Origin of the sequence: Stenotrophomonas sp. CFBP 13718 (assembly GCF_014842145.1) — a bacterium.
Taxonomy (GTDB): Bacteria; Pseudomonadota; Gammaproteobacteria; order Xanthomonadales; family Xanthomonadaceae; genus Stenotrophomonas.
The window spans coordinates 146364-159907 of the sequence record NZ_JACYVC010000005.1 but is presented as its reverse complement, the minus strand read 5'-3'; the positions used below and the strand labels follow the sequence as shown (position 1 = coordinate 159907).

At 67.2% G+C, this 13544-nt stretch carries 13 protein-coding genes; 6 read left to right on the top strand and 7 right to left on the bottom strand.

Features of this window, described 5'->3' with window-relative positions:
* Positions 1-163: 163 nt before the first annotated feature.
* Positions 164-1444, bottom strand: coding sequence for a serine--tRNA ligase (serS, locus tag IFT58_RS10225; protein WP_188326968.1), 1281 nt, complete (start codon positions 1442-1444; stop codon positions 164-166).
* 112 nt (positions 1445-1556) lie between these two features.
* On the opposite strand from serS, the gene IFT58_RS10220 reads away from it, so the two are divergent.
* Complete coding sequence (locus IFT58_RS10220; RefSeq protein ID WP_192094688.1) at positions 1557-2201, top strand: energy transducer TonB; 645 nt, start codon at positions 1557-1559, stop codon at positions 2199-2201.
* Positions 2202-2344: 143 nt separating this feature from the next.
* A complete protein-coding gene (locus tag IFT58_RS10215) occupies positions 2345-2914 on the top strand; it encodes an energy transducer TonB (protein ID WP_192094687.1) in 570 nt (189 codons plus the stop codon).
* Positions 2915-3083: 169 nt separating this feature from the next.
* Here the strand turns inward: IFT58_RS10215 and aroA are convergent, their stop codons facing one another.
* The 4 genes from aroA to IFT58_RS10195 form a co-directional block, all read right to left on the bottom strand.
* Positions 3084-4391, bottom strand: a complete 1308-nt coding sequence (aroA, locus tag IFT58_RS10210; protein ID WP_192094685.1) for a 3-phosphoshikimate 1-carboxyvinyltransferase — start codon at positions 4389-4391, stop codon at positions 3084-3086.
* A 79-nt stretch (positions 4392-4470) separates the two neighbouring features.
* Entirely contained in the window at positions 4471-5673 is a 1203-nt protein-coding gene (pheA, locus tag IFT58_RS10205) for a prephenate dehydratase (RefSeq protein WP_192094683.1), read from the bottom strand.
* A 60-nt stretch (positions 5674-5733) separates the two neighbouring features.
* On the bottom strand, positions 5734-6819 hold the full coding sequence (gene serC, locus IFT58_RS10200) for a 3-phosphoserine/phosphohydroxythreonine transaminase (protein ID WP_188326963.1): 1086 nt from the start codon (positions 6817-6819) through the stop codon (positions 5734-5736).
* A gap of 155 nt (positions 6820-6974) precedes the next feature.
* Complete coding sequence (locus IFT58_RS10195; RefSeq protein ID WP_188326962.1) at positions 6975-7775, bottom strand: FHA domain-containing protein; 801 nt, start codon at positions 7773-7775, stop codon at positions 6975-6977.
* Positions 7776-7890: 115 nt separating this feature from the next.
* Here IFT58_RS10195 and IFT58_RS10190 point away from each other — a divergent pair, with 115 nt between their 5' ends.
* From IFT58_RS10190 to IFT58_RS10180, 3 genes are all read left to right on the top strand, one after another.
* Complete coding sequence (locus tag IFT58_RS10190) at positions 7891-8166, top strand: polyhydroxyalkanoic acid system family protein (RefSeq protein ID WP_188326961.1); 276 nt, start codon at positions 7891-7893, stop codon at positions 8164-8166.
* A 106-nt stretch (positions 8167-8272) separates the two neighbouring features.
* Positions 8273-8776: a phasin family protein gene (locus IFT58_RS10185; protein ID WP_188326960.1), complete on the top strand. Its 504-nt coding sequence runs from the start codon at positions 8273-8275 to the stop codon at positions 8774-8776.
* A 245-nt stretch (positions 8777-9021) separates the two neighbouring features.
* On the top strand, positions 9022-10005 hold the full coding sequence (locus IFT58_RS10180) for a restriction endonuclease (RefSeq protein WP_192094681.1): 984 nt from the start codon (positions 9022-9024) through the stop codon (positions 10003-10005).
* A 133-nt stretch (positions 10006-10138) separates the two neighbouring features.
* Here the strand turns inward: IFT58_RS10180 and hutC are convergent, their stop codons facing one another.
* Both hutC and IFT58_RS10170 read right to left on the bottom strand, forming a co-directional pair.
* Positions 10139-10867, bottom strand: coding sequence for a histidine utilization repressor (gene hutC, locus IFT58_RS10175; protein ID WP_192094679.1), 729 nt, complete (start codon positions 10865-10867; stop codon positions 10139-10141).
* Between the two features lie 23 nt (positions 10868-10890).
* On the bottom strand, positions 10891-12261 hold the full coding sequence (locus IFT58_RS10170; RefSeq protein ID WP_192094677.1) for a formimidoylglutamate deiminase: 1371 nt from the start codon (positions 12259-12261) through the stop codon (positions 10891-10893).
* A gap of 67 nt (positions 12262-12328) precedes the next feature.
* Here IFT58_RS10170 and hutI point away from each other — a divergent pair, with 67 nt between their 5' ends.
* Positions 12329-13534: an imidazolonepropionase gene (gene hutI / locus IFT58_RS10165; RefSeq protein ID WP_192094676.1), complete on the top strand. Its 1206-nt coding sequence runs from the start codon at positions 12329-12331 to the stop codon at positions 13532-13534.
* Positions 13535-13544 lie beyond the last annotated feature (10 nt).

The window sequence follows — 13544 nt, the reverse complement described above, 5'->3', positions numbered from 1 at the left end:
TGCGCGCGCGGGTGCGGCGGTGCGTTGGGTGGGACGGCCGGGGGCCGTCGTTGCACGGTGGCGTGGCGCGAGGTGCGGTGGATTGGACGGCCGGGGGCCGTCGTTGCACGGTGGCGTGGCGCGAAGGGCAGCCGGCTGAAGCCGGCTCTACCCGGTTGGTCGGTCAGGCGATGGTTTCCAGGCCGCCCATGTAGGGGCGCAGGACGTCGGGGACGGTGATGCTGCCGTCTTCGTTCTGGTAGTTCTCCATCACGGCGATCATGGCGCGGCCGACGGCGACGCCGGAGCCGTTGAGCGTGTGCAGCAGCTCGGGCTTGCCGGTGGTGGGGTTGCGCCAGCGGGCCTGCATGCGACGGGCCTGGAAGTCACCGGTGTTGGAGCACGAGGAGATCTCGCGGTAGGTGTCCTGCGAGGGCAGCCACACTTCCAGGTCGTACGTCTTTACCGCGCTGAAGCCCATGTCGCCGGTGCACAGCAGCACCTTGCGGTACGGCAGGCCCAGCTTTTCCAGCACCACTTCGGCGCAGCGGGTCATGCGCTGGTGTTCGGCGTCGCTGTCTTCCGGGCGGCAGGCGGTGACCAGTTCCACTTTCTCGAACTGGTGCTGGCGGATCATGCCGCGCACGTCGCGGCCACCGCTGCCGGCTTCGGAACGGAAGCACAGCGAGTGGGCGGTCATGCGCAGCGGCAGGCGCTCGGCGTCGACGATCTCATCGCGCACGATGTTGGTCAGCGAGATTTCCGAGGTCGAGATCAGGTAACGCTTCTGCTCACCCAGATGGGTGATGAACATGTCCTCTTCGAACTTCGGCAACTGGCCGGTGCCGTACAGGCTGTCGGCGTTGACGATCACCGGCACGTTGGTTTCCTGGTATTCGTGCTCGCCGCTGTGCAGGTCGAGCATGAACTGGGCCAGGGCGCGATGCAGGCGCGCGATCGGGCCGCGCAGCACGGTGAAGCGCGAGCCGGACAGCTTGGCCGCGGTCTCGCCGTCCAGCCATTTGTTGCGGGCGCCCAGCTCTACGTGGTCGAGCACCTTGAAATCAAACTGGCGCGGGGTGCCCCAACGGGACTGCTCCACGTTGTCACTCTCGTCGGCGCCGGCTGGCACGTCCTCAGACGGGAGGTTCGGGATCATCATCGCGATCGCGTCGATCTTCTCGCGCAGTTCGTCGAGGGTCACTTCCGATGCCTTCAGCTCATCTGCGAACGCGGCCACTTCGGCCATGATCGCCGACACGTCTTCGCCCTTCGCCTTGGCCTGGCCGATCGCCTTGGAACGGCTGTTGCGCAGGCTCTGCAGCTCCTGCGTGCGCACCTGGATGCGCTTGCGGTCGCTTTCCAGCGACTCCAATGCAGACACGTCGAGCTCGAAGCCGCGACTGGTGCGCAGGCGTTCGGCGAGGTCGGCGGGCTGTTGGCGAAGCAGGGCTGGATCGAGCATGGCGGAAGGTCGTTTGTGGATCAGGAAGCCGATTATCGCTTGTTATGCGGATTTCTGCCGCCGGTTCATCGGGGCTGTGCCAGAATCGCCCGGTCCCTTCACGGTTTCAGTCATGCCTGCTACCCGTTCTACGTCCGGCAAGTCGATCACCCTGCAGATTCCGCGCAACAGCCTGAAAATCGCCGGCATCGCGTTTGCCGTCGGGCTGTTGCTCTTCGTGGCGGTCTGGCTGGCAAGCCGCGACAAGGGCTTCTTCCAGGCCGAACCGGCAGCGAAGACGCCGCAGGAAGTGGCGGAAGTCGAGCCGTTGCCGGAGCCCTTGGCCGCTGCGGCCGGGTCCAGTGACATGCCCGAGGCGCGCCCTGCCCCGCCGTCGGAAGAAACACCGCAGCTGGTCGAGACCACGCCTGCACCGCCGGCAATGACGGAGGGCGTTCCGGCGCCGGGCAGTGCCCCGGCTACCGCAGGTGCCCCGGCCAATGACCGCCCGATGCCGATCCCGGGCCAGTCGCCGCCGCCGACCTATCCGCCCGCTGCCCTGCGCCGCGGCGACGCCGGTTCCGTCGTGGTGCGCGTGGATGTGGATGCCACCGGCCGCGCGTATGGCGTGACCCTGGTGCAGCGCAGCGGTTCGCGCGATCTGGATCGCGCCGCCATGGAAGCGGTGCGCCGCTGGAAGTTCACCCCTGCGGTGAGCAATGGCCAGCCGGTGACGGGCAGTGTCGAAGTGCCGTTCGATTTCACGCCGGGTCGTTGATCACGACCCGTCTGCATCGCTGAACGGTGCCGATACCCGAACCTGAACTCCATGCACCGCGTTGACGCGATGCTTACGCACACGCCATGCCGACCGCGCAAGACTCGGGGCGACGTCGGAAACGACAGTGCAGGAGAATCACCATGAGTGCGACCCATGCTCCCGATATGCCCGCTTCGTCGCGTCACCAGGCCGATGGTGACCTCGCAGCAGAACGCCGTCGCCCCTCACCGCTGTTGTGGATGGCGTTGATCGTGGCGATGTTTGCGGCGGCCTTGGTGTGGTTGCGGATGGCGGACACCGAAGTGGCGCCGGCGCCGATCGGCGAGCGCATGCTGCCCGCCACCAATGCCCCCGTGGCCACCGCGCCAGCTGAGCGCCCGCGTGCAGCAGCCCCTGCCACACAGCAGCGCGCGGCCCCGGCTGTACGCAACCGCGAAGCGCGTCCGCTGACCAGCAATGCCAAGCCGACCTACCCGACTACTGCGCTGCGTAATGGCGTGCAGGGCAGCGTGGTGGCGAGCCTGAAGGTAGCGCCGACGGGTGCCGTCACCGATGCGAGCATCGTGTCGCGCACCGGCCAGCGTGACCGCGATCTGGATCGCGCCGTGTTGAGCACCGTGCGTGGCTGGAAGTTCGAGCCGGCCATGCAGAATGGCCGTGCTGTCGCCAGCGTGGTCAACGTGCCGGTGGACTTCCGCACCCAGCGTTGAGCAACATCGCGTGATATGAAACGAAAATGCCGACCCAATGGGTCGGCATCTTTAATTGCGGAGGCACTGCCTCGTTCAATTCCGGAGGCATTACCTCGGTAGCGCCGAGCCACGCTCGGCGAGCGCAGCGGTAACACGCCAAGCTGACGGCCAGCGACCGTCACTACCCTCACGCCAACCCGAACCCCGCACCACCCGCCAGCGCATCGAACCTGGGGAACGAGGTCGCCACATTGGCCACATCGTTGATCCGCACCTCCCCGTTGCTCAACTGCCCGGCAATGGCGAAGGACATCGCGATGCGGTGGTCGCCGTGGCTTTCAATCGTGCCGCTGCCCAGCGTGGCGCCGCCATGGATCGTGGCGCCGTCTTCGGTCTCATCCACCTGCACACCCAGCGTACGCAGGCCAGTCGCCATGGCGGCCAGGCGGTCGGATTCCTTCACCCGCAGTTCGGCCGCGCCGGTCACCACGGTATTGCCTTCCGCTGCGGCGGCGGCCACGAACAGCGCCGGGAACTCGTCGATCATGTCCGGCACCAGCGCCTCGGGAATCTGCGTGCCCTTCAGCGGTGCGTAGCGCACCACCAGATCGGCGACCGGTTCCCCGCCCTGCTCGGCCGGATTCTCTTCGCGGATGTCCGCGCCCATCAGGCGCAGCGCATGCAGCAGCCCGGTACGGCGCGGATTCAAACCCACTTGCTGCAGTCGCAGTTCGGAACCGGGGATGATGCTCGCCGCGACCAGGAAGAACGCGGCCGACGAAAAATCGGCCGGCACCACGATGTCCGTCGCACGCAGGCGCTGGCCACCGCGCAGGCGAGCCTTGCCCGGCGAGTACTCGATGTCCACGCCGAAAGCGGCGAGCATGCGCTCGGTGTAATCGCGCGTCGGATGCGGTTCCACCACGGACGTTTCGCCGCTGGCATACAACCCGGCCAACAGCACCGCGGATTTGACCTGCGCGCTGGCCACCGGCGAGGCGAAGTCGATGCCGTGCAGCGCATGGCCACCGCGCACGTGCAGGGGCGGCGTGCCGTCGTCCTGCGTATCGATCTGGGCCCCCATCTGCGCGAGCGGGCCGGTGATGCGGCGCATCGGGCGACGCGACAAGGATTCATCGCCGACCAGCACACTGTCGAACGCCTGCCCGGCCAGCACGCCGGCGATCAGCCGCATGCCGGTGCCGGCATTGCCGCAATCCAGCTCGCCCACTGGGGCCTGCAGGCCGTCGATGCCCACGCCATGCACCACGCGCCGCGACGGCGATGGCGTTTCCATGCGTGCGCCCATCTGGCTGAAGATGCGCGCGGTCGCACGGGTATCTTCGCCTTCCAGGAAGCCATCGATGGTGGAGGTGCCGTCGGCCAGCGCGGCGAACATCACCGCGCGGTGGGACACCGATTTGTCGCCGGGAATGACCAGGCTGCCCCGCAGGGGCTGGCCCTTGCGGGCGATCCAATGCTGCGTGTTGCTCATCGTCTGCTGCTTCCGTCAGCGCCGCCGTGCGGCGATGGAACTGGGTGCGGGGCGCATGGGCGGCCCCGCAGGAATGAACTCAGGGCACGGCGACCGGGTATGAGCCCAGCACCTTGATCTGTGCGGCATGCGCTTCCAGCTCGGCCAGTGCGGCCTGCATCGGCTCATCGTCGATGTGCCCCGCCAGATCGATGAAGAAGCCGTACTCCCACTTGCCGTGGTGCGAGGGCCGCGACTCGATGCGGTTCATGCTGATGCCATGGCGCGCGAACGGGCTGAGCACGTCGAACAGCGCGCCGGGCTTGTCATGGATGAACACCAGCACCGAGGTGCGGTCATGGCCGGACGTCGGGAAGATGTTGCGGCCGATCACCAGGAAGCGCGTGGTGTTGTCGGCGTCGTTCTGGATCGGCTTGGTGACGACCTTTTTCAGGTTGTACACGTGGCCGGCGTTCTCGCCACCGATCGCCGCCGCATCGTCGGCGTTCCGCGCGCGACGTGCGCCTTCCGCGTTGCTCGATACCGGGATCTTCTCTGCTTTCGGCAGGTTGGCACGCAGCCATGCCGAGGTCTGCATGAAGGACTGCGGATGCGCGTAGATGCGCTCGATGTCGTCCAATCGGCCGCTGCGCGACATGATGAACTGCTGCACGCGCAGTTCGGCTTCGCCACAGATTTTCAGGTTGGAGGTCAGGAACATGTCCAGGGTGATCTGGATGGTGCCCTGCCCCGAGTTTTCGACCGGCACCACGCCGAAATCGGCGTTGCCTGCTTCCACTTCCTGGAACACTTCTTCAATGCTGCCCATCGGCAGGCCCAGCGCCGAGCGACCGAAATGCTTGAGCACGGCCTGCTGGCTGAAGGTGCCTTCCGGACCGAGATAACCGATCTTCAGCGGCTCCTGCTGGGCCAGGCAGGCCGACATGATCTCGCGGTAGACATGCACCAGCAGCTCATCGCTGAGCGGGCCTTCGTTGCGGTCCACCACCATGCGCAGCACCTGGGCTTCGCGTTCGGGACGGTAGTAATCCACGGCCGCGGCGAGCTTGCCCTTGGCCTTGCCCACCTGGTGGGCGAAACGGGCACGCTCGGCGATCAGCGACTGGATGTCACGGTCGATCTGGTCGATCTTGCCGCGCACATCAGCCAGCACCGGGGGGGCGGAGGCGGGTGCTTCGACCTTCGCGGCCTTGGCCTTCGACGCAGCGTTGGGCTTTCCCGGCGCGGCGGGTTTGGCCTTGGCGGCCTTGGCGGCAGCCGGCTTGGCAGGTTTGCTAGCCATCTGTGTTCCTTGATGCAGGGCGCGCAGTGAGCGCGCGCCGGGGATGGACAGTGAAGCGACTCAACCGTGACGTTGCTGGAAGTCCGCCATGAAGGCGACCAGCGCTTCGGCGCCGGCGACGGGCATGGCGTTGTACAGCGAGGCACGGATGCCGCCCACGGCCTTGTGGCCTTTCAAGGCGAGCAGTCCCGCCGCCTTGGCATCGGCGACAAATCGCGCATCCAACTCGGCAGTGGGCAGGAAGAAGGGGATATTCATCCGCGAGCGCGCCGCGACGGCGACCTCGTTGCGGTAGAACCCACCGGAGGCATCGATCGCCGCGTACACCAGCGCCGCCTTGGCCGCGTTGCGCTTGGCGAACTCGACCACGCCGCCCTCGGCCAGCATCCATTTGAACACCAGGCCGGCCAGGTACCAGTTCCAGGTCGGTGGGGTATTGAGCATGGAGTCGCGCGCGGCGTGCGAGCGGTAATCAAAAATGTCGGCGCGCGATTGCCCGCTGCGTTCCAACAGGTCGCGGCGGATGATCACCACCGCGATACCCACCGGGCCGAGATTCTTCTGCGCGCCGGCATAGATCACGCCGTAGCGGCTGATATCCAGCGGTTCGCTGGCGATGGACGAACTGAAATCGGCCACCAGCGGCACGCCACCGGTATCGGGCGTGTCGCGGAACTCCACGCCGTGGATGGTTTCATTGGCGGTGATATGCACGTAAGCCGCATCGTCGGACAGCTGCCATCCGGCACGCGCCGGGATGTCACGGAATCCGTCGGCCTGGCTGCTGGCGACGATGACCGGCGACACGTACGGCGAGGCCTGCTTGACCGCGGTATTGCCCCAATGACCGGTCAGCACATAATCGGCGCGTTGGCCGGCGCTGGCGAAATTGAGCGGAATCAGCGCCTGCTGGGTGGTGGCACCACCGGGCAGGAACAGTACGGCGTAGTCGTCCGGCACGCTGAGCAGTTGCCGCAGATCGGCTTCGGCAGCGGCGGCCACGGCCATGAACTCCGGTCCGCGATGGCTCATCTCCACGATGGAGGCGCCAGCACCATGCCATTCCAGCATCTCTTCCTGCGCCTGGCGCAGGACCACTTCCGGCAACGCTGCAGGGCCGGCACTGAAGTTGTACGCGCGGGTCATGTCACACCTGTGAGGCAAGACCCCTAGTATGCCGCAGCGCACCAGCCTTTAGAGGCGGCCGTTCAAGGGAAATTTGGTTGCATCGGTATCCATCGGCGTTCGCCCGGAGACATCGGTAGCGCCGAGCCACGCTCGGCGAGCGCAGCGGCCATCTCTCAGCGCGCGCCAAACCACAGCAGCAGGCTCAGCACACCCGCCAGCAGTAGCGCGCTCACCAACAACCACGGCCAACGCCGGACGCGGCGCGGTGCCAGATCCGTCGCGGCTTCATCCGGCTCGCTGTACGTGTACTCGTCCATCGGCTGCGGTCGCTGGCGCGGATCATCCGGCAGCTCCAGCACGAAACGATGCTGGCCATCGAACACCACCTGGTCGCCGCCCTGCAGCCAGCAATGCCGCACGGCCACGCCGTTCACCCGGCTGCCTTCGCCGGTGCCGAGGTCGCGCAGCAGGATGCGTTCGCCGTGACTTTCCACGCGCGCATGCTGATCGGCGAAGGCCGGCTCGTCGATCTGGATATCTGCGTCGGCGCTGCGCCCCACCACCAGCGGGCGATCCAGCGGAAAGCCGCGGCCGTGGTGCGGTCCGCCGACACCACGCAGCAGGCGCGGTTCGTCGGACGGGTGTGCGGCCTGTGCCGACGGGGCGATGACCGGTGTGTCCACCTCACCCACGATCAACAACTCCACGCCTTCCACATACACCGCGTCGCCGGCACGCAGTAGTGCCATGCGCCGCACCGGTCGTCCGTTGACATGAAGCCCGCGCACCCCTGCAGCCACCTGCAGCCACAGGCCGCGCTGGTCCAGGCTGAGCTGGGCCAGCAGCAGGCTGCCTTGGCTGCCTTCCACCAGTTTGATGCTGCCGTTGGCCTGGCGCACTATTTTCTGCACCCCCGGCAACAAGGGCTGGTCGGGCTGCGGGTTCTGGCTGTAATGGACGTGCAGATTAGGCATGCGGCGCAGCCTAGCAGGTGGCTGACATTCGCAGAAGAACCTTGTCAGTTGGCGTTTGCTGTCGCCATGCGCACAATGCACGGTCAAACACCACCAGCATTCGCAAGGAACCGCCATGTCCAGCATCGATATCGTCCACGCCCACGCCCTGCCCGCGCCCGCTGCGCGCCAGGCCATCGAGGACGTGGCGGCCAAACTCACCGAGCGGTTCGGCGTGCAGTCGAACTGGCGCGGCGATGTGCTGGATTTCTCCGGCAGCGGCGTGGACGGTGCCATCGAGCTGCAGGCCAGCGCCGTGCGGGTGACGGCCAAGCTGGGCTTCCTGCTGTCAGCGATGAAGGGCATGGTGGAAAGTGAGATCCAGCGCGTGCTGCAGGAAAAGCTGGGCTGAGCCAACGCCCGGCTGAATCACGGATCGACCGGGCGGGCGGCCATCACGCCGCCCCAGCATTCGCAGCGCTAGGCTGACTCCTGCATCCGTCCATGCAGGAGACCCCATGAACCAGTACGACGAGCACGACCCCCGCAACGACGCGCAGGACAAGGCGTCCTTCCAGGATCAGGCCGAGCGCGTTTCCCGGCGCCTCAGTGATTCGGCCCAGCAGGTCTGGCTGGCCGGTCTCGGCGCGTTGGGCCGCGCACAGGCGGAAGGCAACCGCTTCTTCGATGGCCTGGTGAAGGAAGGCGAAGCGTTCGAAAACCGCCGCCGCGAGAAATCCACCGAAGACGGCCCGGGTTGGCGCGACAACGTGGAAGAGCATCTGGGCCAGGCACGTGAGAAAGCATCCGGCACCTGGGACAAGGTCGAGAAAGCCTTCGAAGACCGCGTGCACGGTGTGCTGAAGCGCCTGCACGTGCCGAACGCGGAAGACGTGGCAACGCTCAATGCGCGCATCGATGCCTTGACCACCCGTCTCAACCGCTTGGAAAGCCGCACTGCCAGCACCGCCAGCGGCGACCCCACCCCGGGCAGCCACCAGTCGCCGGGCAGCACGCCCTGATTGGAGTTGCTGCGGGAAACACAGCGTTCCTGCTGCTTTGTTGCAAAGCAGCAGGCTGCTGGAACAGAATCACCTCAACCCGCTGTTACCGCCGTTTGTCCCTCCCCTCACGGCTTCAGGTAATGGCGGGTTTTTCATGTCTGGCACCTGGCTTGGCTGATGCTGTGTCAGGGTGGCCCTGACGCGATGGGCACGCAGGACCTTTACACTGTCCGCCCCCCTCTGCCGTCAGCGTTCCCGCCTGCATGTTCTCCTGGATATTGGCCCTGTTGCTGGCCCTCACCTGTTTCCTGCTCGCCACCGCCTACCTGTGGCTGGTGAAACGGCGGCGCAAGGAAATGAGTCTCGGGCTGCAGGCCCTGGCCGGCATGCACTGGCGCGATTTCTCTGAACTGGTCAAGCGCGCCCTGCGTGAGCGGCGCGGGCTGGAAGAGATGCGACGCCATGAGGACGACAGCCGCGAACCGCGCAGCGACTTCCTGATGGCCGAGGGTGCCAACCAGTGGTTGGTGTCGTGCAAGCACGGGTTGGCCTACCGCATCGGCACGGCCGCCATCAACGAACTGGGCGCGGCCGCTCGCCTTGCCGGTGCACGCGGCGGGATCCTGATCACTGAAGGGCTGGTGGACGGCGACGGCCAGGCGATTGCTGAAAAGCAGTCCGTGGAAGTGCTGGACGGTCGGCGCCTGTGGCCGTTGCTGTCACCGTACCTGCCGGGCGATATCGAATCCGGCGTGAAGAATGCCGCGCGGCATGAAGCCTTGCGCCGGATCATGATTGCTGCGCTGGCCTCAAGCACGTTGGGGCTGCTGGTGGGCGTGGGCTACCAGACGGTGCACAGCGAGGCACCGGTGGTGGAATCGACCACAGCGGCACCCCGTGCGGAAGCCGCCCCTGCCGTGGCGCCTGCGGCGGCTGCGCCGACGGCACCCGCCGATACCCCGGGTCGCGAACCGGCGGGCCAGGAGATCAATCCGGATACCGCAACGCTGGATCGCTACCAGCAGGAGCTGTCGCGCGCCCTGGGCCGCCTGCCCGGCGTGGCAAGCGGCATTTGGCAGACCCGGCAGACCCTGGCGGTGAACCGCACCGCGGAGATCGACGAGGTGTGGCCCCGCATCTGCGAGGAAGTGATGCGCTACCCCGCCCTGCGCAACGTACGCGTACAGCTCAACGCCCGTCCCGGCGTGGACGAGCCCGTGCGCTGGCGGCAGTGCACCACGCTTTAATGCCTGGATCACGCGATTGACGGCCCGCGGCCGTCCCTATCCGCGCGATGTCTGTAGCGCCGAGCCATGCTCGGCGGAATGCCCGAACAAGGCGACTGACGGCCAGCGGCCGTCACTACCCGCCCTCACCCATTCACCGGTTTCCCGGTGCGAAACGGGCCACTAGGTCCCAGGCATCGCCCAGGAATATCTGCCGCACGCGGGTAATGGCCTGCTCACCGCGCCACGTATGCCGCTCGATCACCAGACACGCTGTGCCCGCCTTGACGTCCAGCAGCTTGGCCGTGGCCGCGTCCGCCCCCCACGCGCTGATGCGGTGCTGTGCGCGCGTCCAGGACACGTTCTGCAGCAACCAGCTGCCCGGCGCCGTCACCGCGAAATCCACCTCCAGCACTTCCGGCACGCCGGTCGGGCTGATCAGGCGATGCTCCAGCGCCAGCGGCCGGCCATCCGCCAGGTGCAGGCAGTCCATCGCCAGCAATCGCGCGGTACCTGCCAATTCGGCCTCTCCCGCATCCCCTTCGTGCGCGGTACGCAATTGCCGCCGCAGCAGCCGGTACGCGTAGGCATGCCCCATCGCGCTGACCTGCATCGCGATATCCGGAATCTCCAGCGCGACCTGCTCCAGGTGCGGTGACTGCCTGGCCACGAACGACCCGGCGCGACGCCGGCGCTCAATCATGCCGCTCTCCGCCAGTGCGGTCAGCACCTTGTTCACCGTCATCCGCGAGCAATCGTACTGCTCCATCAGCTCGTGTTCGTACGGGATGCGGAAACCGGGCGCCCACTCACCACTCAGGATGCGGCCTTCCAGTTCGCTGCGGATGCGCTGATTGAGCGTGGCGGACTTGCTGGCCTTCACGGATGTCTCTTGAGGTAGGGAAATCAGCCCAGCACGCCGCGCAGGGCCTGGGCAAAGCGGGCGGTGATGGCATCGCGCTGATGATGGCGCCCACCGGACACGCACGGACGACCGTGTCGCCACACCGTGCGAAGCGCGCCATTACGTGCGGCAAACACCCAGCTGTCAAGCAAGGCGTCGCCGCTGCGGCCCACCAGGGCCGGGTGCGTTGCATCCAGTTCCAGCAGGTCCGCGCTTGCGCCCACCTGCAGCCCGGCGGCTACGCCGAGGGCCTGTGCTCCCCCGGCAACCGCGCCGTCGAACAGGAACCGTCCCGAGCTGCGCGACGCATCGGGTGCGATCACGTTGCGGCCACGCAGGCTCAGGCGCTGCCCGTATTCCAACAGGCGCAGTTCCTCGGCCGCATCGATCAGCACATTGGAATCGGAGCCGACACCGAAGCGCCCGCCCTCGCGCGCGAAGGCCTGCATCGGGAACAGCCCATCACCCAGGTTGGCTTCGGTGATCGGGCACAGCCCTGCCACGGCCTGGCTGGCCACGATGCGTGCGCGCTCGTCTTCGTCGATATGGGTGGCGTGCACCAGGCACCAGCGTGCGTCCACTGCGGCGTGTTCGTACAGCCAACGCACCGGGCGCAGGCCGCTCCACGCCACGCAGGCATCGACCTCGCGCAGCTGCTCGGCGATATGGATGTGCACCGGACCGTCGTTCAGCGGCAGCAACGCGGACAGCTCATCGCCGGTTACCGCGCGCAGGCTGTGCGGGGCCATGCCGAGCACCGCGTCCGGCAGCGAGGCCAACGCGGCGCGCGCGCCTTCCAGCAATCGCGCGAACCCGTCCACGTCGTGGATCAACCGCCGCTGCGCCGGATTGGGCGCCGCGCCACCGAAGTCCGCATGCGCATAGAACACCGGCAGCAAGGTCAGGCCGATGCCCGTCTGCGCGGCCGCAGCGGCGATACGCGCGGACATCTCGGCCGGGTCCGCATACGCGTTGCCGTCGGCATCGTGGTGCAGGTAATGGAATTCGCCGACGCGGGTGAACCCGCTCTCCAGCATCTCCATGTACGCCTGTGCCGCGATGGCCTCGACCGCGTCGGGTACCAGCCGGGCCAGGAAGCGGTACATCAGCTCGCGCCAGCTCCAGAAGCTGTCGCCGTCGCCGCCGCCGATCTCCGTCAGCCCGGCCATGCCCCGCTGGAACGCATGGCTGTGCAGGTTGGGAAGGCCGGGGACCAGAATCTCCACCGCCGTATCGCTGGGCTGCGCCGGAATACCCGCGTCGACCGACGCAATGCATCCGTCGCGTACCTGCAGCCTGACATCGCGCGCCCAGCCATCGGGCAGCAGGGCGTGGGCAGCGTGGAAGGCAGGCGGAGACATCGCATCGGTCATGGCTGGACAACCCGGAAAGGACGCCTATATTGTATAGACATATCAGCGCAACCGTGTAGCGACGCCCATGCAGTGCGACACCCTGTGGACCAACGTACACCTGATCACCCTGTGCGGCGACGGCTTGGGCATCCTGCGCGATGGCGAGCTTGCCGCGCATGAGGGTCGCATCCTCCATGTCGGACCCGCAGGCAGCGGCGCCCACCTGCAGCCCACGCGCCGTATCGACGGCGAAGGCCGCTGGATATCCCCCGGCTTGATCGACTGCCACACCCACCTGGTGTACGCCGGCAACCGCGCCAACGAGTTCGAGCAGCGCCTGCAGGGGGTCAGCTATGCCGACATCGCCCGCGCTGGCGGCGGCATCGTCTCCACGGTGCGCGCCACGCGTGCGGCAGACCACCAGGAGCTTGCGCGACAAAGCCGCCCTCGCCTGCTGGCGATGCGTGCGGAAGGCATCACCACGCTGGAAGTCAAATCCGGTTACGGCCTGACCCTGGACGACGAACGCAAGCAACTGCAGGTTGCACGCGCACTGGGGGAAGCGTGCAACGTGCACGTCGTGCCGACCTTCCTCGGTGCGCACGCGGTGCCGCCGGGGCGTGAGGCGCAGGAATACATCGACGAAGTCTGCACCGTGATGATCCCGGCCATTGCCGCGGAGGGGCTGGCTGAAGCGGTCGACATCTTCTGCGAGAACATCGCGTTCTCCACCGCGCAGGCCAGCCAGGTATTCGCCGCCGCGGAGGCGCACGGGCTGGCGATCAAGATCCATGCCGAGCAGCTGAGCAACCAGCACGGTGCCGAACTCGCCGCGCGCCACGGTGCATTGTCGGCCGACCATGTCGAACATCTGGATGCGGCCGGCATCGCCGCCATGGCCGAGGCCGGCACCGTGGCCGTGCTGTTGCCCGGCGCGTTCTACTTCACCCGCGACACGACCCTGCCGCCGATCGCGGCGCTGCGTGCAGCCGGCGTGCCGCTGGCACTGGCCACCGACTGCAATCCCGGCACCTCACCGCTCACCAGCCCGCTGCTGGCGATGAACATGGGCGCCACGCTGTTCCGGCTGACGGTGGAAGAGTGCATTGCCGGCTTCACCCGGCATGCCGCCCAGGCACTGGGCCGGGGTGATCGCATCGGCCGGCTGGCGGTGGGCATGGACTGCGACCTGGCGATCTGGGACATCGACGCGCCGGCCGACCTGGTCTACCGCATCGGCTTCAATCCGCTGCACGCGCGCGTGGTGCGCGGGCAGCCCGACCCTGTTTGATGGAGCACGC

Excerpts from the sequence above, each read along its gene's own strand:
- serS (WP_188326968.1), bottom strand. The coding sequence starts at position 1,444 with ATGCTCGATCCAGCCCTGCTTCGCCAACAGCCCGCCGACCTCGCCGAA.
- IFT58_RS10220 (WP_192094688.1), top strand. The coding sequence starts at position 1,557 with ATGCCTGCTACCCGTTCTACGTCCGGCAAGTCGATCACCCTGCAGATT.
- IFT58_RS10215 (WP_192094687.1), top strand. The coding sequence starts at position 2,345 with ATGAGTGCGACCCATGCTCCCGATATGCCCGCTTCGTCGCGTCACCAG.
- aroA (WP_192094685.1), bottom strand. The coding sequence starts at position 4,391 with ATGAGCAACACGCAGCATTGGATCGCCCGCAAGGGCCAGCCCCTGCGG.
- pheA (WP_192094683.1), bottom strand. The coding sequence starts at position 5,673 with ATGGCTAGCAAACCTGCCAAGCCGGCTGCCGCCAAGGCCGCCAAGGCC.
- serC (WP_188326963.1), bottom strand. The coding sequence starts at position 6,819 with ATGACCCGCGCGTACAACTTCAGTGCCGGCCCTGCAGCGTTGCCGGAA.
- IFT58_RS10195 (WP_188326962.1), bottom strand. The coding sequence starts at position 7,775 with ATGCCTAATCTGCACGTCCATTACAGCCAGAACCCGCAGCCCGACCAG.
- IFT58_RS10190 (WP_188326961.1), top strand. The coding sequence starts at position 7,891 with ATGTCCAGCATCGATATCGTCCACGCCCACGCCCTGCCCGCGCCCGCT.
- IFT58_RS10185 (WP_188326960.1), top strand. The coding sequence starts at position 8,273 with ATGAACCAGTACGACGAGCACGACCCCCGCAACGACGCGCAGGACAAG.
- IFT58_RS10180 (WP_192094681.1), top strand. The coding sequence starts at position 9,022 with ATGTTCTCCTGGATATTGGCCCTGTTGCTGGCCCTCACCTGTTTCCTG.
- IFT58_RS10170 (WP_192094677.1), bottom strand. The coding sequence starts at position 12,261 with ATGACCGATGCGATGTCTCCGCCTGCCTTCCACGCTGCCCACGCCCTG.
- hutI (WP_192094676.1), top strand. The coding sequence starts at position 12,329 with ATGCAGTGCGACACCCTGTGGACCAACGTACACCTGATCACCCTGTGC.